General features: G+C 56.8%; 12 protein-coding genes. 11 read left to right on the forward strand and 1 reads right to left on the reverse strand.

Translation table 11 applies throughout. From position 1 onward, the window contains the following. Nucleotides 1-175 precede the first annotated feature (175 nt). Entirely contained in the window at nucleotides 176-1,522 is a 1,347-nt protein-coding gene (gene gdhA / locus OZX62_RS00115) for an NADP-specific glutamate dehydrogenase (RefSeq protein ID WP_277176045.1), read from the reverse strand. Nucleotides 1,523-1,915: 393 nt separating this feature from the next. Here gdhA and mscL point away from each other — a divergent pair, with 393 nt between their 5' ends. From mscL to yicI, 11 genes are all read left to right on the forward strand, one after another. Then, the gene (mscL, locus tag OZX62_RS00120; RefSeq protein WP_277176046.1) at nucleotides 1,916-2,419 is read left to right on the forward strand and encodes a large conductance mechanosensitive channel protein MscL; all 504 of its coding nucleotides are present in this window, start codon (nucleotides 1,916-1,918) and stop codon (nucleotides 2,417-2,419) included. Nucleotides 2,420-2,756: 337 nt separating this feature from the next. Next, entirely contained in the window at nucleotides 2,757-3,758 is a 1,002-nt protein-coding gene (locus tag OZX62_RS00125; RefSeq protein ID WP_277176047.1) for a helix-turn-helix domain-containing protein, read from the forward strand. A gap of 420 nt (nucleotides 3,759-4,178) precedes the next feature. After that, entirely contained in the window at nucleotides 4,179-8,126 is a 3,948-nt protein-coding gene (locus OZX62_RS00130; protein WP_277176048.1) for a CshA/CshB family fibrillar adhesin-related protein, read from the forward strand. A gap of 557 nt (nucleotides 8,127-8,683) precedes the next feature. After that, nucleotides 8,684-12,073: a CshA/CshB family fibrillar adhesin-related protein gene (locus OZX62_RS00135; protein ID WP_277176049.1), complete on the forward strand. Its 3,390-nt coding sequence runs from the start codon at nucleotides 8,684-8,686 to the stop codon at nucleotides 12,071-12,073. Between the two features lie 228 nt (nucleotides 12,074-12,301). After that, the gene (locus tag OZX62_RS00140; protein WP_277176051.1) at nucleotides 12,302-15,733 is read left to right on the forward strand and encodes a CshA/CshB family fibrillar adhesin-related protein; all 3,432 of its coding nucleotides are present in this window, start codon (nucleotides 12,302-12,304) and stop codon (nucleotides 15,731-15,733) included. A 213-nt stretch (nucleotides 15,734-15,946) separates the two neighbouring features. Beyond that, nucleotides 15,947-17,347 (forward strand): GH1 family beta-glucosidase, encoded by a 1,401-nt coding sequence (locus OZX62_RS00145; RefSeq protein WP_277176052.1) that lies wholly within the window; start codon nucleotides 15,947-15,949, stop codon nucleotides 17,345-17,347. Nucleotides 17,348-17,454: 107 nt separating this feature from the next. Then, nucleotides 17,455-18,477: a LacI family DNA-binding transcriptional regulator gene (locus OZX62_RS00150; RefSeq protein ID WP_277176053.1), complete on the forward strand. Its 1,023-nt coding sequence runs from the start codon at nucleotides 17,455-17,457 to the stop codon at nucleotides 18,475-18,477. A 114-nt stretch (nucleotides 18,478-18,591) separates the two neighbouring features. Next, nucleotides 18,592-19,908, forward strand: coding sequence for an extracellular solute-binding protein (locus OZX62_RS00155; RefSeq protein WP_277176054.1), 1,317 nt, complete (start codon nucleotides 18,592-18,594; stop codon nucleotides 19,906-19,908). 161 nt (nucleotides 19,909-20,069) lie between these two features. After that, nucleotides 20,070-20,978 (forward strand): sugar ABC transporter permease, encoded by a 909-nt coding sequence (locus OZX62_RS00160; RefSeq protein ID WP_277176055.1) that lies wholly within the window; start codon nucleotides 20,070-20,072, stop codon nucleotides 20,976-20,978. Between the two features lie 23 nt (nucleotides 20,979-21,001). Next, nucleotides 21,002-21,871 carry a carbohydrate ABC transporter permease gene (locus tag OZX62_RS00165; protein ID WP_277177098.1) on the forward strand — a complete coding sequence of 290 codons (870 nt, stop codon included), beginning with the start codon at nucleotides 21,002-21,004 and terminating at the stop codon, nucleotides 21,869-21,871. Continuing rightward, nucleotides 21,872-24,289, forward strand: a complete 2,418-nt coding sequence (gene yicI / locus OZX62_RS00170) for an alpha-xylosidase (RefSeq protein WP_277176056.1) — start codon at nucleotides 21,872-21,874, stop codon at nucleotides 24,287-24,289. Nucleotides 24,290-24,375: the final 86 nt, after the last annotated feature.

Consider the following 24,375-nt stretch of genomic DNA (forward strand, 5'->3'; position numbering starts at 1 on the left):
CATCAATGTGTTTTATTATATATTGAATTAAATTATTTTATGATAACAATCTTGGGAAGGCGAACATAATAAACCCGCCGACTGACGTGTGCCAGCGGCGGGTTTCGTCGTTACGAGCGTGCGGATTTGCTCAGTAGTCGAACAGATACGCTCGGTTTAGTGGAAGGATATGGGTTCAGCAAACGCCCTGGGCGACCATGGCGTTGGCGACCTTGACGAAGCCGGCGGCGTTGGCGCCGAGCATCAGATCGCCCTCGTGGCCGTATTCCTTGGCGGCGGCCAGGGAGGTGGCGACGATGTTCTCCATGATGTCCTTGAGCTTGGCATCGACCTCGTCGAAGGTCCAGGAGAGACGATACGAATTCTGGCTCATCTCGAGGCCGGAAACGGCGACGCCGCCGGCGTTGGAAGCCTTGGCAGGTCCGTAGAGCAAGCCGGCCTTCTGATAGGTCTCGATTGCCTCAGGAGTGGACGGCATGTTCGCGCCTTCGCACACGACCTTGCATCCGTTTTTCACCAGCGCGGCCGCGGATTCGCCGTCGACCTCGTTCTGGGTGGCGCAGGGCAGCGCGATGTCGCACGGAACGGTCCAGACGCCCTTGCTGCCCTCGTGGTATTCGGCACCGGCGACGCGATCTGCATATTCCTTGATGCGGCCGCGGTGGCCGAGCTTGATGTCCTTGACCACGTCGAGCTTGATGCCGTCCGGATCGTAGACATAGCCGTTGGAATCGGAGCAGGTGACGACCTTCGCGCCCATTTCCTGCGCCTTCTCGATGGCGAAGATGGCGACGTTGCCGGAGCCGGAGATGACCACGGTCTTGCCTTCGAACGAATCGTTCTTCAAAGTGCGCAAAGCGGCGGCAGTGTAATAGCAGAGGCCGTAACCGGTTGCTTCAGTGCGGGCGAGCGAGCCGCCGAACTCAAGGCCCTTGCCGGTCAGAACGCCGGAATACTCGTTGCGGATGCGCTTGTATTGGCCGAAGAGATAGCCAATCTCGCGTGCGCCCACGTTGATGTCGCCGGCGGGAACGTCGGTGAACTGGCCGATGTGGCGCTGCAGCTCGGTCATGAAGGCCTGGCAGAAGCGCATGACCTCGCCGTCGCTGCGGCCCTTCGGATCGAAGTCGGAGCCGCCCTTGGCGCCGCCCATGGGCAGGCCGGTCAGCGAGTTCTTCAGCACCTGTTCGAAGCCGAGGAACTTGATGACGGATTCGGTCACCGTCGGGTGCAGGCGAAGGCCGCCCTTGTAGGGCCCGATGGCGGAGTTGAACTGGATGCGGTAGCCGCGGTTGACCTGCACCTTGCCCTCGTCGTCGACCCAGGCGACGCGGAACTTGATGGCGCGCTCAGGCTCGACCAAGCGCTCGAGGATGCCGTTCTTCTCATATTCCGGATGCTTCTCGACAACCGGTTCCAACGTTTCGAAAACCTCGCGAACGGCCTGCAGGAATTCCGGCTGGTCACCGTCTCGCTTCTCGACTTGCGCATAGACGCGCTTGACGTATGCATTATTCAGCATTGATACTCCATTGTTGAGTTGGTATTGCCGATTTTTATTGTAAGAATTCGGCGAGTCTGGTGAAAGGGCGCGTTCAAAAAAAGCGGATATTTTTTCGTCCTGTTAACGGAATGGAAACATAAATAACGATGTATAGATGTAAGTAAATTCTGATGAATTTCATTGTGAAATAGTAAGTCCGATAATTCTATATATAGCATTTCGAAATCGCACGGTTCTGGGGTTGATGGTGTTTGCGTAGTGCACCGTAGTGTTTTTATGATTATCGACATCGATAAATATTAAGCAACCTGTGAATAAGTGCGCGCAGATTGGGCGAAACAGCGCCCTTTGCGTATGGTGCTGCGGCCCGAAACCGATAGAATGTAGGTAATACGAAGCCAGGAGGCCAGCATGTTCAAAGGATTCAAGAAATTCATCTCGCGCGGCAACATGATCGACATGGCCGTCGGCGTGGTTATGGGCGCTGCGGTGACCTCCGTGGTCAATTCGATCGTCAACAGCCTCATCAACCCGCTGATTGCCATGATTTTCGGCAAGCCGAACATGAACAACCTGCTGACCTTCACCTTCAACCACTCCACCATCTCGTTCGGCGCGATTTTGGGCGCGTTGCTCAACTTCCTGATGATCGCGATCGCCGTCTATTTCTGCATTCTCGTGCCGATCAACAAGTTTCGCGATATGTCCGAGTCGATTTTCAAGAAGAAAGACGACGAGGACGAGAAGAAGGAGATCAGCACCGACCAGCAGACCGTCGATCTGTTGAAGGAGATTTCCGCCGAGCTCAAGGACATCAAGTCCGGCAATAATGGCGGAAAACAGATTGGGGATACTGATGGAAGCCAAGCCGCGCATAACAAGGAAAAAGAAGCTAATGGAAATCAGGCTGAGTGATAATAAGAGAGGTAATAAAGAAAGAGGTACTGGCGGAGGCCAAGTTTGCAATAATGGCAGCAATGAAGAAAACGATAATAAACGATAATAAAGAAAGTTAAACCGGCAATGATCCGGCAATAATCTGGCAATGATAATGTAGCCTGGACCCGCAATAATAAACTAGCCCGAATCGAAGAGAATGATGCAACGCAAACCGCGAAACAGCAGTCTTGCAATACGCTAGCTTTTGCAATACGATAAACTTTGGCAATGGGGGTTACGTTGGCCCGATTGGTTACTATGCTTGTTTCAACGGGCGTGGCTCGGACTGAGTAAGGGACGGTAGGATTCAGATATGTTTGTGCGTAACGATTCGCTGAGGAACGGAAGGCCCGATGACGTGCGTTCCGCGAAACCAGGCGTGAATACGTTGCGTACCAATGCCGCCAATTCCGTCAGAAACTCCGATTACTCCCCCGCCGGCCAGAACGGCCGTCGCGTCGACACCGCCGATCCCGTAGGCAGCGGACATATCCGCATCGCGGGCGAGCACGCAAGGATTCCTGCGCGTTCCGCCGCGTTCCCCGAAGTCAGCTTCTCGCACATCACCCTGCCGGCCACTGTCATGGAATGGACCCGCGATGAGTCCACGGCCAAAATGGCCACCATGGTTTTCCTGCTCCACGGCCACGTCGAAATCAGCACGGCCGAAAACCAGATCTTGAAGCGCCGCCCCGGAGTCTTCCTTATTCCGCCGGAAACCGCGGATGCCGTCTTTAAAACCAGTGCAACGGCCAACGAGCTCATTGGGGTAAGCCTTTCCTCGCGCCTGTTCGCCACGATTCTTCCTGATTACAAGACCTATTCGATGATGGGGCAGAATTCCAAGCTCGACGTCGTTTCGCTGCAGCCGCTCCTCGCGTTCGTGGTGAGCGCCTGCAACCTGAACAACCAGCACTCGCAGATGGTCGATACGCTGGAAACCGTGGCCAACGACGTCGCGCGCTCGCTGCTCATCGCGTGCTTCGGCCAGGGCATGAGCGTGATGCCGTTGATCGAGCGGGTGCGCAAATACGTCGCCGAAAACTACACCGATCCTGCGTTGAGTGTCACCAAGACGGCCGAGCATGAGAACGTTTCCGTGCGCACCGTCCAGCTTGCGCTGCAGGAGGCGGATACCAATTTCACGGCTTTGGTTCGCAGGGCTCGCACCGAAGCGGCCTTGGAGCTGCGTAAGAGCCAGCCGTCGCTGACGTTGGTGGAAATTGGCGACCGCTGCGGGTTCGGCTCGGTTTCGTCGCTGCGCCGCGCGTTGAAGATCCATGAGGAAATGGAAGACGACGAAGACGAAGAATGATCGCTCGTAAGTAGCCGTTCTTCAGTGATTGTTGTCCATTGATTTTTCCTGATTGATTGTGCTAATTCCGGTGGTCTGTTATGTCCGGGCGTGTCGCTTTCATGTGTAATTTAGTTCATTTCTGTTAACTGCCTATTGTATTGCGCAATACATTTTAAAAACCCATTTTGTTATACAACTTATGCATATATGACTTCGCTTGACGCATAATATGCATCTTTTGTAATGCTGAATACTTTCTTGTGACAAAGTTAAAAGTAGCTGAAAATACTTGAAACAGCTTGCTTCTCGCAAAGTTCTTAGAAAGCGACGGGAGACGAAGAAGTGCCTAAGTACTTAACTTCTCACAGAATATACAATAAATTATTCACTAAAATTGCTGCAATTGTCGGTACGATAGCCATGCTGCTGACAGGATTCGTGGCGTTCACCAATACCGCCAACGCCATTCCCGCCACCGGCGGCAACGGGCGTATGGGCACGGCCATCAACTGGGTGGAATGGGGCGCGGAAGGCAACGCCATCTCCGGCTCGAAAGTGACCTGGACCAAGCCTGTTGAGGCGGGCCCCAGCAAGTGGATGTCGACCAGATGCTCGCTGGAGCCGACGGCAGGTGCAACCGATGCGCTTTCGTCGTCCAACTCCGTGACGGTCTACAGGCCGGGGCACTACGGCGGCGACGGCTTGGGCCAGATGTACTTCGACGGCGCACCGGGTTACGGCAACAATATGAAAATCGGCCTGGCCACCACCAACGACGCCGAAAAGGTGACGTTCGACTTCAGCTGCTCCGCGTATCTGATCAACTCGAGCGGCGACCCGAGCGGCAACCTCAACGAATCCACCAACACCTCCGGCAGCGACTTCTTCAACGTCCCGCTGCAGGGTCTGGTCTTCGCCGACGCCGAATCCAACAACTGGACGTATTACCAGAGCGAATACATCAAGGCGACCCCGAAGAACGGCACCAGCCCGGCCTGGCGTCTGCTCGACAGCTACCGCACTCCCGGCTGCACCACCAACTCCGTGGCCGAACTCAAGGGCAGCACGATGCGATTCCGCTCCGATGGCGGCCAGTGCGCCAACTCCGGCGGCACCGGCCCGTCCTCGACGATGTTCCTTCAAGGCTCCACCAACGCGACGGTGACGCTCAAGGGCGGCGGCAAGACGGCCGTGGCCCTGGGCAGCATCGTCTCCACCGATTTCGGTGACGCACCTGAAAGCTTCGGTGTGGCCGGTTCCATGTTCCAGCCTTCCTGGCAAGGCGGCGAGCTCGGCAATGGCGACATTCCGAGCACCGATTACAGCACCAAGGACCAGTACGACCCCGACTCCAGCATGGTCGGTGGCAAGCTTTTCAACCTTTCCGCAGCCAAGGATGGAATGGGCGCCAACGCAAATCTGGTCGCCCAAGCCGAGGCGCCGAGCCCCAGACTCGGAGCGCATGAGGACGGCGAGGCGTCGCCTCATTTCGATGCCGACGCCGACTGGGATGATGCCAACGGCGATTCGGCCTTCGCCGCAGCCCCCGGCGATGTGGTCAACGACGAGGATGGCGTCGATATTCCCAGCTCCACCCACGCCATCGATGTGATGCCCGCCGCGGACGGCACATTCAGCCAAAAGGTCCGCTGTTACGGTTCCGGCGACGTGCGCGGCTGGATCGATTGGAACCACGACGGAACTTTCGAGCCGGATCAGGCGACTTCCAATGCTCAGAGGAACGCCGAAGCCAGCAACCAGATGGCCTGCACGGCCGACGGCACCTCGTCCACCGGCTATTCCGCGACACTGACCTGGAAGCTACCGGGCGACGCGAAGCGCCAGATTTCAAGCCAGGGAGCACCTTCCTATATGCGTTTGCGTATTACAGACCAGAAGGCTCCCGGTTCCAGCAACATCATGGATATGCAGCCGACCGGCATGACCAGCGGTTCCGGCGAGGTCGAGGATTACAAGGCCGATGTGCATGTTCCCACGATCAGCGTGCTCACCAACATCGCCGGCGATCGTAAGCACGCCGACGACCAGTTCAACATGACGGTGCACGTCACCAGCAGTGGTCAGGAAATCAACAATGTAACCACCACCGGCAGTGATAACGGCATCCAGCACGTGCAGGTCGGCCCCAGAAGCGTCGGGCCCGGCTACGAGTACACTCTCGCTTCCAATCTTGCCTCCGGTTCGACCAGCGTTGCGGCCGATTACACCTCATCGGTCAAGTGTATTGATATCAATAACGGCAACGCCAACGTGCCGATTGACAGCAGCGGCAATCTGACCATGCCCACCAGCTTCGATTCGGATGTGCAGTGCGTGTACCTGAAAACGTCGTCTCCCGATCCGGCATTGACTTTGACCACGGTGGTGCACAACAACCACGGCGGCACCAAGCAGGCCAGCGATTTCACCTTCACCGCAACCGCCGATGACGGCAATCCCGCGCACGTCTACAACTACCAGAGCACCAACGGCAGCGATTCGCATACCGTGGCTCCCGCCAACTATACGATTGCCGGCTCTGCCGTTCCCGCTGGCTACAAGGACAACGGCATCACCTATGTTGACGAAAACGGTAACCCATTGACGCTCAGCGCCGCCAAACTCGCGCTCGCCCAAGGCCACAAGGCATTCGGCTTCCGTGTGCTGGAAGATTTGCCCGGCAAGCTGACACTTAAGACGGAAGTCGACAACGCCAACGGCGGCACCGCAACACCCAACGATTTCCAGTTCGGCGTGACGCCCGACGGCGGCAATGAAACCGATACGGTCATTTATAACCAAAACGATCAGAAAGAGGTTTCCGCCAACAAGTACACGGTGGTCGGCTCCGCGCTTCCCGGTTACGTTCAGATGGGCGACATCACCTACACCGACGACGCTACTGGCAATCCCCTGACCCCGAGCGAGGCGCAGATCGCCATCGCCAACGGCCAGTCGGTCACCGGTGTGCGCAAGGTGGCCAGCAAACCCGCAAGCCTCACCATCAAAACCGTGGTTCGCGGCGGCAGCGCGGTTCCCGCAGACTTCCCCGTAACGGCCACCCCGGCTGGTGGCTCCGCGGTTCCCATGCCCGACAGCACCTCTCATCTCTTCCCCGGCAGCAACTACGAAGTCGCCACGGACATGAGCGCCCGCCCCGGCTACACCATCAGCAGCGATCTGAAGTGCGTGCTGAACGATTCCGTGCCGCTGCCTCTGGCAAGTGGCAAGGTCCCGCTCAACTACGGCCAGAACGTCGTCTGCACCCAGGAGGTGACGCCGGGCAGAGCCCACCTGACGCTTTCCACGGTGGTTCAGGGCGATGGCACCGCAACGTCGAACGATTTCGACTTCACTGTCACCCCGGCTGGTGGCAGCGGTGAGACCTTCAACGAAGGTGTGACGCAGGACGCGCCCACCGGCAACTTCACCGTGGTCGGCAGCAGCAAGCCCGATTACGAGCAGGTCGGCGACATCGTCTACCACAAGGACAGCGACCCGAGCGTCCCGCTGACGCTTACCCAGGCGCAGGCCGCCATCGCCGACGGCGAGAGCGTCTCCGGCGTGCGAACCGTCAAAAGCCACCAGCCCAAGCTGACGGTGCATCTGGTGCGCAACTACCGCTACGGCGGCACGGCGGCGGGTGACGGCTCGCGAATCAACCTGGTTCCGCAGGGCGGCAGCGCGAAGAACGTAACGCTCGACGCGGCCACGTACGAGCCTTCCGGCGTCTATTCGGTTCGTCAGCTCCTGAACGCCGGCTACAAGCAGACCGACATCCACGTTGCGCTCGCCAGCGGGGCACCGATTGCCATCAACCCCGACGGCACTTTCAATGTGCCTCAAGATGCGGATGTGGTCATCACCTTGACCGACGAGGACATCCCGGGAACCGTGGAATGGTCACGCTTCGACGAGGACGGCACTACGCTGCTGCCCGGTTCCACTTGGCATCTGAGTGGTCCGAACAACGCGAGCATGGACGTTCCCGACTGCACGGCCGGGCCATGCACCGGCATCGACCAGGATCCGACGCCTGGCAAGTTCAAGGTACCGAACCTCCCGTGGGGCGAATGGACGATCACCGAGGTCACTCCTCCGGCCGGCCATGATCTCACCACGCCGGCGCACTTGCCGCTGAATCCGACCGACGGGCTTGAGCAGCACGCCCGGTTCCAGAACGGCAAGAAGCCGGTCGTCACCCCCGGCGCCCAGCCTCCGGCTTTGGGTCATCCTCAGCCTCAGCAGCCTGCCGCGCCGAAGCTTTCGACGACGGGTTCTGCGGTTGCTTTGATTGCCGTGGTTGCGTTGGTTGCATTGATGCTGGCGTTCAGCATCCTTGCAGCAGGAGCATCGCGCAAGGCACGCCACGCGCGCCACGAGTGAGGTGAGGCGGTAACCGCCCAAGCGGTCAAGGCCCGAAGCCGCAGCACCGATTTACTGCGGCGCTAGGCGCTGAGGCGTTGAGATTTCGTGGGTCGGCATTGCAAACACAGCCGGCCCACGATTCTGGTGGGGCAACGGAAGGCACTTTCCGTTGCCTCACTTATTTTTGTGAAAAACGTCGAGGGGATTCAAGGATGAATCTCATAAATTAGTGAAAATAAAGCCGAACGTGCAAACAAAAACCGCTACATTATAGCCTCAATATTTTTCTTTGTTTAATCGCGGATTGCATCGGCCCGAAAACTGCGTCGTTTGTATTTCGTTTTAATACTTTTATGCAAATTCGCTAGATTTCATTGTTTCGTCAATAGTTATATCGCTTGATGTCGTATTTTCCAGATTTCGAATTACGCAGTAAAAGTTTCGTCATATGCATAATCCAACGCAGATTGTTGATTTGTGTCATCATTGAACCAGTACTTATGTAATTCAAAGGCGAGTTTTTGGTACAGCGGTTACTCACCTACCGTTACTGGCCTCTTTGGAAGGAGAGGAAGATGTTCAGACACAAGAATTTGGCGAAATTGGCCGGTATTCTCGGCGCGACCGCCATGGCCCTGACAGGCATGGTGGTGACCGGCACCGCAAACGCGAATCCACCCGGGATCAGTCCACGAGTTTCAGCCACCAGCGGTGACGGCCGTCTGAGCGCTGCTATCAACTGGGTGGAATGGGATACAAGCTCTGGGACTACCTTCAGCGGTCAAACTGCGAAGTGGATGAAAGCTACGGATGCCGGCAACGGATACTGGCTTAATACCCGCTGCGAAATAGATCCGAGCGGCAGTTTCCCGATGAGTGCAGGGAACCAATTGGAATCTTACCGGTCAGGTGATTGGTACGGTGACGGTTTGGTTGAAATGTATAACAATAGGGTTTCGAATCCTGCCGATGAGAACACATTGACCATTGGTTTGGCGAATGCGACACCGACCGCGAAGGTCAGTTTCCAGTATTCCTGCACGGCATATCTCATTCAGTCCAGCACGCGGCCGGTATATACCACTGAAACCGTGCCGTCCTCGCCGTATCAAGAAGTGCCGCTCCAAGGTATGGTCTTTGCCGATGCGGAGTCCAATAACTGGCAGTCAGGCGGCCAGCACGAGTACATCAAAGCTACGCCCGTACCTGAAGTCGGCAAAACGCCGAAATGGCGTCTGATTGACAGCTATCGCACAAGTGGGTGCTCCACCAATTCTGTGGCGGATCTTAGTGGCGACACCATGCGTTTCCGCTCTGATGATCAGCAGTGTGCTAACAGCGGACCTTCCAAGGGTCCCTCTTCGGTCATGTTCCTTGAGAATTCGGAAAAGGCCGATGTGGAAATCAAAGGTGGAGGTGTCACCGCCATAGCCCTTGGTGTCGTAGCGGCCACTGATTTTGGTGATGCGCCCGGCGTCAATCCCGGTGTTACGCCTTCGCCTGGTGCCCCCAACTACAAAGTCGGCAGCGCCCTTATGCAGCCGCAGTGGGAAGGCGGAGAACTCGGGAGCGATATTCTTTCCACCACTACCACCCCGAATGATCCTCAGGATCCTGATCCATCTATGATTGGTTCACCGATGTTTAACCTGTCTCAAGCGCGTGCTGACAATAAGGTGGCTGATATGGCCGCTTCCGTACCTAGGCTCGGTGTGTGGGAGGATCCGGAATCTCGGCGTCATTTCTCTACCGATGCCGATTGGGATGACCTGAATGGTAAAACCGATTCCACTGATCCGACCAAGGCAGTGAGTGACGAGGATGGTTTGGATGCCGCGCCACACAACAACACTCCGACTGATAAGAATGTCAAAATTCTGCCAACGAGCAACACGTTTACCCAAGTGGTCAGTTGTGCAACGGATACTGCGGCCGCACGTGTGAAAGGGTGGATCGACTGGAACCACAATGGTGTCTTTGACGAGAGTTCTGAAGCTAGCGATCAGGTGCAATGCGTGGGTTCGGCTCCATCTGGGGGTAATTATTCTCAAGGCACTGCTACGTTGACTTGGACGATTCCGAATGATGCCAAGCGTTCCGTTAAGGGCGAGACTCCAAGCGGCCAGACGTTCGAGCGCGTGCGTATCGCCGGCGACACCGGTCCTCTTGGTCCCGGTTCGGTTGGGACACTAGCCGCTTCTGGTATCACCACCACTAATGGCGAAGTTGAGGATTATGCGGTCGACGTCTATATCCCCACGCTCAGCGTGTTGATGGATCTACCTGGCGGACGATACGCCGGCAGTGATCAGTTCGCGATGACCGTCAAGGATTCCACCAACGGCACCGTCGGCAGCGCCACGACCACTGGTGGCGCGTCAGGTGTGCAGAGTGCTCAGATTGCGCCCACAAGCGTCAATTCGAATTCGCAGTATACGCTCGCGGCTCCGCTCGACGCCGGTTCGGCCAGTGGCGAGAGCAGGTATTCCACCGAACTTACCTGCGAGGATCAGGCCAACAGTCCGGCCACACCGGTGACGGTGACGGATGGCAAGATCACGACGCCGGTAAGCTACGATTCCAATATTCAATGCACCTATAAGAAGTTGATACGTTCCAACCCGACCTTGACGGTGACCACGCATATCGCTGGCGGTGGCACGGCAACGCTTGCCGATTTCCCGGTGACTGCGAAGCCGACAGCTGGAGGTTCCGCTGTGTCTCTGCCTGACGGAACCGGTTTGCCTCTTCCGGAAGGCTCCTACAAGATCAGCACCGACATGTCCAGCAAGCCCGGCTACAAAGTGACCAGCCCACTGGCCTGCACCTTGGGCGGTACGCCGATCAGCCTTACTGACGCGACGGTGGCGATGTCCAACGGCGACAGCGTGGTCTGCGAGCAGACCGTGGCGCCCAAGACCCCGACGCTGACCTTCAAGACGGAAGTGGAACGCGGCAGCGCGAAGCCCGGTGATTTCAACTTCACCGTCAACCCGACCACGGGCGCTGCGGTGACGTACGCAGACGGTGTGCCACAAGCCCCGCCGGCCGGTGGCATTGCCAGCGTGGTCGGTTCCAACAAGGCCAACTACGTGGAATCTGCTGCGATTGTGTATTACAAGGATAGCGACACCAATCACACCACTCCGCTGACGTTGGCCGAGGCGCAGATCGCGCTCAACAACGGCGAGAGCGTGACCGGCATCCGCAAGGTCACCACTCACCAGCCCAAGATCACCGTCAAGCTCGACCGGGACTACCGCTACGGCGGCACGTCCTCGGGCGATGGTTCCAAGATCACGCTGAACCAGCAGGGCGGCAGTGTCCAGGCTATGTCGCTTGACCAACCGGAGTATGTCGCCGCAGGCGCCTATTCGGTGGCTCAGCTGCTGAGGGCAGGCTACAAGCAGAGCGACATCAAGGTGGCGCTCGCCGATGGCACGCCGGTCGCGATCAATCCTGACGGCACGTTCCATGTGCCCGACGACGCCGACGTGGTGATCACGCTGAAGAACGTGGACGAGCCCGGCACGCTGGAATGGTCCCGCTTCGATCAGGATGGCAAGACCCTGCTTTCCGGCTCCAAGTGGCAGCTTACCGGCCCCAACGGTGAAAAGCTCGACATCGAGGATTGCACCGCCGAGGTCTGCACCGGTCTCGACAAGGACCCGACACCCGGTAAGTTCCGTGTCACCGGCCTCAAGTGGGGCAAGTGGACCATTGCCGAGACGGTCGCTCCGGCCGGCCACACGCTTGCCGACCCTGTCACCGTGACGCTCAACCCCGCCGAAGGCAAGAACGGTTTGCTCAAGCTCGCCAGCTTCAAGGACGGCAAGCCCGGTCCGCGGCTTTCCGCCACTGGTTCCGACATCGCAATCGTTGTGGTGATTGCCTTCGCGACCTTGGCTCTGGGACTTGTGCTCGCAACGGGCACTGCCAAGGTGATGGGCCGTCGCGAGGAGTGAGCGGCAAGTAAGGCTGCACCTGCCGTGCTAGGCAGTTGAACATATTTGGCCGGTTTCCTTCCCAGAAAATCGGACGGAAACCGGCCAAATTATTTCTCCAAATTCGTTGACTGTATAATTATATAAACACTTTTAATTTGTACTATTATTGATAATAGAATTTGTAATTCAATTTGTAATCCAGAGTTGTACGCATTTCCGTGAGGTTCAATGAGAGGAGCCGGAAAGATGGCTGGGCACAGAGTTGTTGCTAAGCTAACGGGTGCGATCGGCGTATTTGCCATGGGTTTGGCCGGCATTACGGCGACGGGAACGGCAGTTGCGGATCCGCCGGGAAGCCAGCCGTCGGTTGGTCCGCAGATCATCGCGACCGGTGGTGAGGGCCGGATGCTTAATGCCATCGATTGGGTGCAATGGAGCAGCAGTGAAGAAGAAATCGACAGTGACAAAGTAGTGTGGACCACCCCTTCCAAAGTTGGCGATGACCATTGGATTTCCACGCGTTGCGCTGTGACTTCCCCCACTGGTGGTGTCAATAACGCACTTTCGACAACATATCCATTGACGACCTATAAATCCGGCGATTGGCCCGGTGATGGTTTGCCATATATGTACAACCAGGGTGGTTCCGGTGGCTCGAATACGATGGTCACTGGCTTGAAGAACAAAGATGACGCCGGAAAAGTGACTTTTGATTTTAGTTGCGCTACATATTTGATTTCTTCGACTCCTTCTCCAACGCTTGATGCGTCCACAAATACTGCCCCATTTACGAATGTTCCCATGCAGGGCCTTGTTTTTGCGGATGCGGAGTCCAATAATTGGGTTGATCGCCTTGGCTACAGCCAACAGGAATACATCAAGGCGACGCCGCAAAGTAATCTACCTGGAAAGACTCCGACATGGCGTTTGATTGATAGTTATCGTAATGCAGGATGTGCTACGGATTCGGTTGCGGAACTTAAGGTCAACACTATGCGTTTCCGTTCCAATGGAGAGCAATGCTCAAATTCTGGAGGCGTTGGCCCCGCTTCGGTGATGTTCCTGCAGAATTCGCAGAGTGCACGCGTCACTCTTAAGGGTGGTGGCAATACGGCCGTGGCGCTGGGTAGTATCGCGCTTTCCGATTTCGGCGATGCGCCGGCAAGTTATGGGGCTGCCAGCTCGCTGTTTCAGCCACAATGGGCCGGTGGCGAACTTGGTACGGATATTACTGGCACCACTTATACAGGGGATCCGATTGACCCGGACACTGCTCCCGGGGACAGTATGGTCGGTGGCACTTTGTTCAATCTTTCAGACGCTAAAGACCAGTTTGCTTCCAATTCGGCCAAACTCGCCAATTCTGATGAGCCGACTCCGCTTTTGGGGGTACATGAGGACTCCGAATCGGACGGCCATCATTCCGCCGATGCCGACGGTGATGATGTCAGCGGCGATAAAATTTCGGGATTCATCAAAGATGATGAGGACGGCGTGGCTTATTCCCCAGGCGCCAATGTGCAGATCAATCCCGCCGCCGATGGTACATTCACTCAGAAGGTGACATGCAAATCCACCGCGGACGCCGAGGTAAAAGGCTGGATTGACTGGAATCATGACGGATATTTCGACAATGCCACTGAAGGCAGTGACCAACAGGCCTGCGTCACTGATTCCGGTTCGTCCACCGGTTCTTCGGCAACATTGACGTGGAATGTGCCCGCAAGTGCCCAGCCAGCTGTTAAGGGCGAAGGCACGCAGACGCAATCGTTCGAGCGGGTACGCATCACCGATGAAACGGTAGGTGGCGGTAGCATTATGCGGCTTACTCCCACCGGCGTGACCACGGGCGGCGAGGTTGAAGACTACGCGGCCGATGTGCACGTTTCGATGCTCAATGTGCGCGTGAACCTGCCTGATGGCCGTCACAATCCTTTGGATCAGTTCGCGATGTCCACTAAGAATCCTTCGAACGCAGAAGTCGGTAGCGCGACTACAGCTGGAACCTCGTTTGGCGTTCAAAACGAACAGGTCGGCCCGAAATATCTGACCAATGGCGTTGATTACACGATTTCCGCCCCGCTTGCGGGTGGCTCGGCGAGCACCGAAAGCCGCTATTCCAGCGAGCTTTCGTGCATTGATTTGGCCCACGGCAGCGCTGCGGTATCGACGGATGCCAACGGCAAATTTACTATGCCCGCCGATTCCAACGTGCAGTGCACGTTTAAAAAGCTGATACGTTCGAACCCCACATTGAAGGTGATCACGCATATCGCCGGTGGAGGCACGGCGACGCTTGCCGACTTCCCGGTAAAAGCGACTCCTAGGCCAAGCGGGAGCGCAACTACGATGCCTGATAGTACCGGTGTGCCTTTCTCTGAAGGCTCCTACAAGATTACGACGGATATGAGCAGCAAACCGGGCTACAAGGTTACGAGTCCGTTGGCCTGCAGAATCGGTTCGACGCCGGTGACCGTTACGGATGCAACTGTAGCGCTCGAAAATGGCGACAGCGTTGTCTGCGAGCAGACCGTGGCGCCGCAGACGGATGCGACGTTGACGCTTAAGACGCAGGTGGAACGTGGCGACGCGCAGCCCGGCGACTTCAACTTTACTGTGGCTCCGACCAGTGGTGGTCCTGCAACCTATACGGAAGGCGCACCGCAGATTTCGGCCGGCAACATTACCAGCATTACCGGTTCTGCTAAAGACGGTTATGTGCAGGTTGGCAACATTATGTATTACAAGAACAGTGATACCGCTCATTCCACTCCGCTGACGTTGGCCGATGCAAAGACGGCGCTGGCTAACGGCGAGAGCGTGACCGGCATCCGCAAGGTCACCACCCATCGGTCGAGGCTCACCGTGAAGCGCGAACGCGATTACCGTTATGGTGGCACGGCGGCCGGTGACGGCTCTCAGGTCATGCTGACTCCGCAAGGCAGTGCGGAACGTGACGTTGCGCTCGACCAGCCTGAGTACGTCAGTGACGGCACTTATTCCGTGCGCCAGCTACTCAATGAGGGCTACAAGCAAAGCGATATCAAGGCGGAACTTGCCGACGGCACCCCGATTACGATCAATCCCGACGGCACGTTCCAGGTGCCTGCCGATGCAGATGTCATCGTCACGTTGAAGAACGTGGACGAGCCCGGCACGCTGGGATGGTCCCGTTTCGACCAGGATGGCACGACTCTGCTGCGCGGCTCCAGATGGCTGTTGACCGGTCCTGAAGGCCAAAGCCTTGAAGTCGAGGATTGCACCGCCGAGGTCTGCATCGGGGTCGATCGGGATCCAACGCCTGGCAAATTCAGGATTTACGGCCTCAAGTGGGGCAAGTGGACCGTCACCGAAACCGTGGCTCCGGTCGGTTACCAGCGATCGCAGCCCTTCACGCTGACGCTTGGATCGGGTCATGGTGCCGTCGGACTCTCCGCGTTTGTCCCCTTCCGCGAGGGCAAACCGCCCGTCGCGCCTTCGGGTGCGGGTAATTCTGGCGATTCCGGTAATTCCGTGAATGGTGCGAATGCCAATGGTGCCAGTGGTAACGGCATCCTCACTAAAACCGGTTCTAGCGTAGCGTTGGTGGCGTTCGTCGCCGTGTTCACGCTGCTATTGGGCATGTCTCTCTCCGCCGCCATCAAGTGTTACGGCGATTGCCAAACCAGCGACCTATAAAAGCCGGTATCAGCTGGGGCTGAGCAAGTTTTTACTTGGCTCAGTCTCAGCCGATGCCAACGGTGACTGAGCAGCTTTTATCTGCTCGATTTTGTCCGATTCCCATCGGTGCTTCTTTTCCGATTTAGGCATGTATTGCTACCCTGAATGCGAAGTCTGCTGCGTGCCAGTAGACTTCCGATCTCAAATAAAAAAGGAAAAGGATACACAAAGATGACGTTTCAATTTCCGAACGATTTCACGTGGGGTACGGCAACCGCGGCGTACCAGGTAGAAGGGGCTATCGAAGAAGACGGCCGTGCGCCCTCGATTTGGGACACGTTCTGCGCCCAGCCGGGCAGGATTGCCGACAAGTCCTCCGGCAAGGAGGCCTGCGACGAATATCACCGCTATCCCGAAGACATCGAGCTGATGAAAAAGCTCGGGGTGCGGGCCTATCGTTTTTCGGTGGCCTGGCCGCGTATCGTGCCCAGCGCCGACGGCAAAATCAACCAGCGCGGCATCGACCATTACCTTCGCCTGCTCGATGCCTTGCGTGAGGCCGATATCAAGCCGGTGCTCACCATGTATCACTGGGATTTGCCGCAATATCTGCAGGATCAGGGTGGCTGGCCGTCTCGTGAAACGGCGTTGCGTTTTGCCGATTATGCGCAGGCCCTTGCCCGGGCTTTTGGCGACCGCGTGGACACTTGGACAACGCTCAATGAGCCTTGGTGCACGGCTTATCTCGGTTATGGAAACGGCTCGCACGCCCCCGGCATCCAGGACTACGAGCAGGCGCTGAAGGCTGTGCACCATCTCAATTTGGCCCACGGATTGGCGGCTCAGGCCGTGCACCATGAGCTCGGAGACGATGCCAAGGTTTCCGTGACGCTGAATCTTGCGGCCAATATCGCCGTTTCCGACAGCGCGGACGATATCGCCGCGAAACGTCGTGCCGACCTGTTTGCCAACGAGGTCTTTTTGGGGCCGATGCTGGAAGGCCGCTATGACCCGGAAATTGCTGAAGCCACCAGCGACATCATCGATTGGGACTTCGTCAGGGACGGCGACATGGAGACGATACGTCAGCCGCTGGCCGCGCTGGGCGTGAATTATTACTCCAGTAATCATGTCCGTCGCGCCGCAAGCGTTCCCGAAGCTGATGAGGACGACCGTCATTTTGGCGCCATGCCTGCGCAACAGATGGTCGAGACTTTGCCGCCGGAAGGCCAATTGACGGCGATGGGCTGGAATCAGGAACCCGCCGCGTTGACGCAGCTGCTTGTAGAGCTGAGCAAGCGTTTTCCGGATACCCCGCTGATGATTACCGAAAACGGTTCCGCCTGGGACGACACCGTTGAGGCGGATGCGTCGATGCCCAATGGGGCCATCGTCCACGACCCCGATCGCGTGGCCTATCTGAACGCCCACATTCGCGCAATGGCGGACGCGATGGAGGCCGGTGCCAATGTCATCGGCTATTTCGCGTGGTCTCTGCTGGATAATTTCGAATGGGCCTTGGGCTATACGAAACGGTTCGGCATCGTTCGTGTCGATTACAGCAACCAGCAGCGTATCTGGAAGGATTCCGGCCTGCGTTATGCCCAGATCGTCAAGGCGAATGCCATCTGAATCAATCTGAATCAGGCCGATTTAAGGAGGAGCCGCGCAATTACGCACGTCTCCTTCTTTTGTCATATGATGAAGTATCTGCTGTCGATTTGATGTCGAGGTCACCAATGGCGGGAATCAAGGATGTTGCCAAGCGTGCCGGCGTATCCATCAGCACGGTTTCGTATGTGATGAGCGGCAAGCGCTCGGTCAAGGTCGAAACGAAAATCCGTGTGCTGCAAGCCGCCCGTGAGTTGAATTATTTTCCTCGAGGCGGCACACGCGTCCTGCGCGGCACCCGTACCAACATGCTCGCGTTGAGCTCTCCGGAGCATGATTGGACGGATTACACGAATTATTCGGCGTTCTTTTTCGGCGTCGCCCAGCGTGCACAGCATTACGGCTATGACGTTTTGTTGCTGATGGGGGAAGAGGAAAACGACGATTTGAAGCGGATTTCGGATTCCGGCATGGTCGATGGCCTGCTGCTGCTCGATGTCGAACTCGACGACCCGCGGGTCGAACAGGCCAAGATGGCCCGGATTCCCGTGGTCTCCATCGGTTATTCAAACAACGGTTCAGGTGTGATTTCGATTGATCTCGACTTCAAGTTGATGGGTCAGTGGGCGGTGGAAAAGGCCTATAAACTCGGCCACCGGCACGTGCTGATGATGGGTTCCAACGAGGAGGCCTATGCGAAGGGTTCGAATTTCCTGATTCGCACGGAAAGATCCGTCGATGAGACCGCCGCGAAACATGGCATGAATGTCGTTCATAACTATATCCACAGTGGCAGTATGGAGGATATCGAGCAGTCCGTGGAAGACGCTTTCAGGCAGGACCCTGAACTCAGCGTGGTCTTTGCGCAGTGCAACCTCGAGCAGATCGAGATGCTGATTCGCTCGTTTCAGCGGCGTGGGCTCGACGTGCCGCGCGATATGTCGATTCTCGCGCTTGGTACGTTCGGCAACACGGCCAAGATGACCATTCCCGTCGACGAGATTCCGATGATGCCTTTCGTCTCATGCGGGCGTTCCGTCGATGTGCTGATGGACATGCTTTCCGGCAAACGCAGCGATATTGGGGCAGTTGAACTGATTCCTCCTAAATATCTCAAGCGCGGGTCGATGGTTAAAGCCAGAAAAAGCTGAGGCACTGTCGAAAAGTATCGAAATAATTCTGTTCTCTTTAGTAAGTTGAATAAACTAACTCTTACGAGCGAAGTTGGCTCGGTATTGCAAAGTTGCATAAAGAAAGGGAGAACGATGAAATCGCTACATCGCTTTGTGGCCGCGGCACTTGCGGCTGCTACGGCTCTTGGCACTTTGGGCCTGTCCGCCTGCGGGAATAGTTCTGATTCCGCGCAAGAGAAGGACCCCAAGACCATCAAAATCTGGCATTACGAGGAAGACAACGGCGCTCAGGGCAAGGCTTGGAAACAGGCCATGAAGGTCTTTGAGAAGCAGACCGGCGTCAAGGTGAAGTTCGAGAAGAAATCCTTCGAGCAGATTCGCCAGAACGCCTCGCAGATCCTCAATTCCGACCAGGCCCCGGACGTCATGGAATACAACAAGGGCAACGCCACGGCCGGCCTGCTTGCCAGCCAGGGGCTGCTGACCAACCTCGACAGCTATGTCTCGAAGTATAAGTGGGACAGCAAGATCAAGGGCACGTTGGCCGATACCGGCAAATACAACGATAAGGGCGTCATGGGCTCCGGTAATTGGTATGGCATCACCAATTACGGCGAAGACATCATGATGTACTACAACAAGGACATGTTCGACAAGTACGGCATCGCCATCCCGAAGACGATGGACGAGCTTGAAGCGGCGATGCAGAAGTTCGTCGATAATGGCGTGACCCCGCTTTCCGAAGGTGTTGCGGAATATCCGCTGCAGCATCTGTGGTGGCAGCTGGTTCTGCAAAAGGCGAGCCCCCAGCTTATCAAGGCTTATGAGATGTATGACGGCAAGGTTGATTGGCACGGAGCGGCCATGACGTACGCCACCCAGACGATTCAGGATTGGGTCAAGAAGGGTTATATTTCCAAGGACTGCACCGGCCTCAAGGCCGAGGATGCGGGCCAGGGCTTCATGAACGGCACCTATCCGATGTTCTTCTCGGGCACTTGGTGGTTCGGCCGCTTCCAGCAGGAGATCCCGAAGGTCAACTGGACGACTTCCCTCTTCCCCGAGACCAAGAAGGTCGTGGGTTCCTCCGGTAACGTCTGGGTGATTCCGGATCGTTCCAAGAAGAAGGATCTCGCCGCGAAGTTCATCAACATCACGCTGAGCCCCGAAATCCAGAACCTCATGGGCAATTCCGGCGGTCTGCCGATTGCCGCCCAGCCCAATGCGATCACCGATCCCAAGACCAAGGAACTGATTGTCTCCTACAACGGTGTTCTCAAGGACAACGCGCTCGGTTTCTATCCCGATTGGCCCACTTCGACCTTCTACGACGAGCTCAATGCTTCGTTGCAGGAACTGGTCAATGGCACCTCTGATCCGAAGGCCGTTCTGGATCAGATGAAGGCGAATTACGACAAGGGTGTCCAGACAGCCGGAGTGAAGTCCTGATAGCTGCCCTCTTTATGCCTGTGGCTCTGTTGATGTGGCTCTGAACAAAGTCACAGGCATTTATTTGTTTGATTTAGATTTGTCGAGTGAGGGGAATCCTACTGATGAGCTCGCGAAAAAATACGAAAAATCGTCCCGAGAAGCATACGGACGAGAAAAATATGTCAAGGATACCGGGCAATCCGTCGAATCGTTTCTGGTTGTATCTGGTCCCTGGACTGATAATGCTGCTGTGGATCATCGTCATCCCGGCCTGCTGGAACATCTATCTGAGTTTCACGAATTATCGCGGTATCAAGCCGCCGGTATGGGCAGGTCTGGCCAACTGGTCCCGTCTGATGAAGGACTCGACCTTCTGGGTGTCCTTCCGCAATTCGGTGTGGATGATCATCGCGATGGTGGTTATTCCTATTTTGATCGGTCTTATTCTGGCATCGCTGATTTTCGACGTTGTGCAGAAAAAATTCGGCGCCAAGACCGCATCGACCCTGAGAGCCGTTTATTACTTCCCGCAGTTGCTGCCAATCGCGGTTGCGTCTCTGGTCATGGGATGGATTTTCCGTCCTGAGAACGGTGCTTTGAACGCGTTGCTGAAGGATATCGGCCTCGGCAAATTCCAGCACAACTGGCTTGGTGCTCCGGATACGGCCTTGATTTTCCTGATGATCATCATGATCTGGATTCAGCTTGGCTACCCGCTGATCATCTTCATGTCTGGCCTGCAGCGCGTCGATCCGGAACTCTACGAGGCGGCGAGCCTCGACGGGGCGAATTGGTGGCAGCGGTTCCTGGCCATCACGTTGCCGAGTATCAAGCCGGAGATCTTCGTGGTCGCGCTTACCTGCACCATCGCCGCCTTGAAGGTGTTCGGCCCGGTTTATATGTTGACCAAGGGTGGACCTGGCACGTCGACGATTGTGCCTTCCTACTATTCATATACACAGTTCTTCCAGTCGCAGCAAGTTGGTTATGGTGCCGCCATCGCGACTGCGCTGACAATCCTGATCATTATCGTTTCCATTGCTTTCACTGCCGTGCAGCAAAAGGTTGAGAAGGAAGACGAGGAGTAATTATGTCGAGTGCAACCGTAGAAATGCAAACTGGTCATAAGTCCAAGTCCCGTATCCCCCAAGGGAAAAAGAACCGTGCCCCCGGAGACTGGGTGATACTTGCGCTGCTGATTATCGGCGGTGTGATCATGCTCTTCCCGTTCATCGTCCTGTTACTCAATGCATTCAAGACCCCTATCGACTACAATTCCTCGGGCCCGTTGAGCTGGCCGAAGGAATTCAGCACCGTCGGTCTGATGAAGTTCTGGAACCGCGTCAACTTCCCGGAAAAGGTGTGGAACAGCATCTGGATTTCCGGCTTGGTCGCCATTATCGGCGTGGTGCTTTCGATGTTCAACTCCTTCGCGCTCGGTATCGGTCGCGTAAAGGGTCGTCGTTGGATCACCCTGCTGATTATGCTGGCCAATATGATGCCGCAGGAAGCCTTGCTATACCCGCTCTATATCATGTTCAAGGCCATGGGGCTGTACAATTCCCAGTGGTCGATCGTCATCATATTTAGCGTAATACAAAGCGCGTTCGGTACTTACCTGCTGTCGTCCGTTTACGGTACGTTCCCCAAAGCTATTTTGGAGGCGGCGGCCATCGACGGTGCAAGTCGCTGGCGTATTTTCAAGGACATTGTCTTCCCGATCTCCAGGCCGACATTGAGCGTCCTGCTCGTGTTCTTCTTCATCTGGACCTGGAACGAATACATGATCCCGATGGCATTCCTTGTAGACAACGCCACGCAAACCGTGCCGATTGCGGTAAGCTCGCTTTCCGGAGACCGCCTGATGGATGTCACGACGACCGCCGCAGCGTCGCTTATCAGCATCGTACCGACGTTGATTTTCTATCTCATCTTCCAGCGCACGCTTTCGCGCGGAATCACTGTAGGAGCTGTGAAATAAATGAAATTTACCAATGGTTATTGGCTCACCCGTCCGAACGTCGAAGCGCTTTACGCGCGCGAGGCCTATGAGCTTCGCGTCGGTGACGACGGGGAAAGCCTCGATATCCTCGCGACCACGAAACCTGTTGGTGGGCGCAACGACATCCTGAACCTGCCGACGTTCGACGTGCACATCACCACGCCGGCGGAGGGCATCATCAGGGTTGTCGCCCGGCATTGGGACGGTGCCACGCAGGCATATGGCTTCCCGCTGAATGTCGACGCCGACAAGCATCGCGAGTATGTTTCAACCGACGCGCAAGGCAACGGCGACGGCGAAGTGGGCGAGGACGGCGCGAGCGTTTCGCTGACTTCCGGCCCGCTTTCGGTGAAAGTGACCAAAGGCAGCCCGTGGAACCTTTCGTTTGAAGCGGACGGCAAGACCATCACCCATTCGCTCAACAAAGGTATCGGAAGGTTCAAATTGAACGAGCTGTCTGCGGTTTCGGCCCAGCCGGTCGGTGAATTCGGCGTCACCACGGACGGCAGCGCCTTCGACGAGTCGGACGTGTTCAGCGCGGTCAAGCTCTCGTTGGGCGTCGGCGAGCAGGTCTTCGGCCTTGGCGAGCGTTTCGGCGCGTACGTCAAGAACGGTCAGAGCGTCGATATCTGGAACGAGGACGGCGGCACGGCCAGCGAGCAGGGATACAAGGACATCCCCTTCTATATGACCTCGAACGGCTATGGCGTCTTGGTCAACAACCGCGGTCATGTCTCCTTCGAGATCGGCAGCGAGGATACGGAGGCCGTTCAGTTCTCCGTGCCCGGCGAAGAAGTTGATTTCTGCGTCGTCTATGGCCCGACGCCCAAGGAGATCCTGCGGCGCTACACCGGGCTGGTCGGCAGGCCGGCCAACGTTCCCGCGTGGAGCTACGGCCTGTGGCTGACGACCTCCTTCACCACGAAATACGACGAGAAGACCATCAACTCGTTCATCGACGGCATGGCCGATCGCGGCATCCCGCTGAGCGTGTTCCATTACGACTGTTACTGGATGCGTCAGTTCCAATGGTGCGATTTCGAGTGGGACAAGCGTTTCTTCGGCGACATCGAGTCCACGCTCAAGCGTCTCCACGACGAGAAGCACCTGCATATCTGCGCCTGGATCAACCCGTACGTCGGCCAACGCGGCAAGATGTTCGAGGAAGGCAAGCAGAAGGGATATCTCGTCAAGAAGGCCAACGGCGACGTCTGGCAGACCGATTTGTGGCAGGCCGGCATGGGCCTGGTCGATTTCACGAACCCCGCGGCTTGCGATTGGTTCGCCGACAAGGTGAAGCATCTGCTGCGGCAAGGCGTGGACGCCATCAAGACCGATTTCGGCGAGCGTATCCCCCGCGATGTCGTCTGGTACGACGGTTCCGACAAGCTCTCGATGCATAATTGGTACACCCAGCTATACAACCAGACCGTGTTCAAGGCGATCGAAGAGGAACGCGGCAAGGGCAACGCCGTGCTTTACGCCCGTTCCGCCACCGTCGGCGGCCAGAGACAGCCTTGCCACTGGGGCGGCGATTGCGAATCGACGTTCAACGGCATGGCCCAATCGCTGCGTGCCGGCCTTTCGCTGGTATCCTCCGGTTTCGGCTTCTGGAGCCACGATATCGGCGGTTTCGAGGGCGCGAAACCCGATTCCGCGGTGTACAAGCGCTGGTCGGCCTTCGGGTTGCTCGGCTCGCACTCGCGTATGCACGGATCGACCGTATACCGTGTGCCGTGGCTCTTCGATGAAGAGGACGAGAAGAACGGCGTCGCGCTGCGCCCCGGCGAGACTGCCGTCGACGTGGTACGCAAGTTCACGAAGCTCAAGCTCTCGCTGATGCCGTATATCTACCGCATCGGGCTTGAGCCGCACCGCAACGGCACGCCGGTCATGCGCTCCATGTTCATGGAATTCCCTGACGATCTGACCGCACGTCCGCTCGACCGGCAGTATATGTTCGGCCCGAGCCTGCTCGTCGCGCCCGTCTTCACTTATTCCGGCGATGTCGATTACTATCTGCCGAAAGGGACTTGGGTCAACTGGTTCACCGGCGAGACGGTGCGGACGGATGCCGGGGTATGGCGCCATGAACGTCACGATTTCGACTCGATACCGCTTTGGGTGCGCGACGGCAGCGTCATCGTGACCCATCCGGGAGCCGAATCGGCGGAGTATGAGTTCGGCAGGAACCCGGAGGTGCGCGTCTACCTCGATCAGGTCGGCAGCGCTTCGGTCGAGGTCGTGGAGGAAGACGGTTCGAGCGTTACGTTTGATGCCGTCAAGACCGCCGACGGCGTCAAAGTCACGAGTTCCGATGGCTGCGACTTCACTGCCCGGTTGGCTAGCGGCGATTCCGTTGCGAGCGTAGATGGAGTAGTTGTTCTGCGTGGCTGAATGAAGTGTGATCTCTGAGTAAAATCATAGATTGCTAAATTTAATTCGGGATGACAAGAATTGAAACTCTTGCCGTCCCGACTTTT

Source organism: Bifidobacterium sp. ESL0690, from assembly GCF_029392315.1.
GTDB lineage: Bacteria > Actinomycetota > Actinomycetes > Actinomycetales > Bifidobacteriaceae > Bifidobacterium.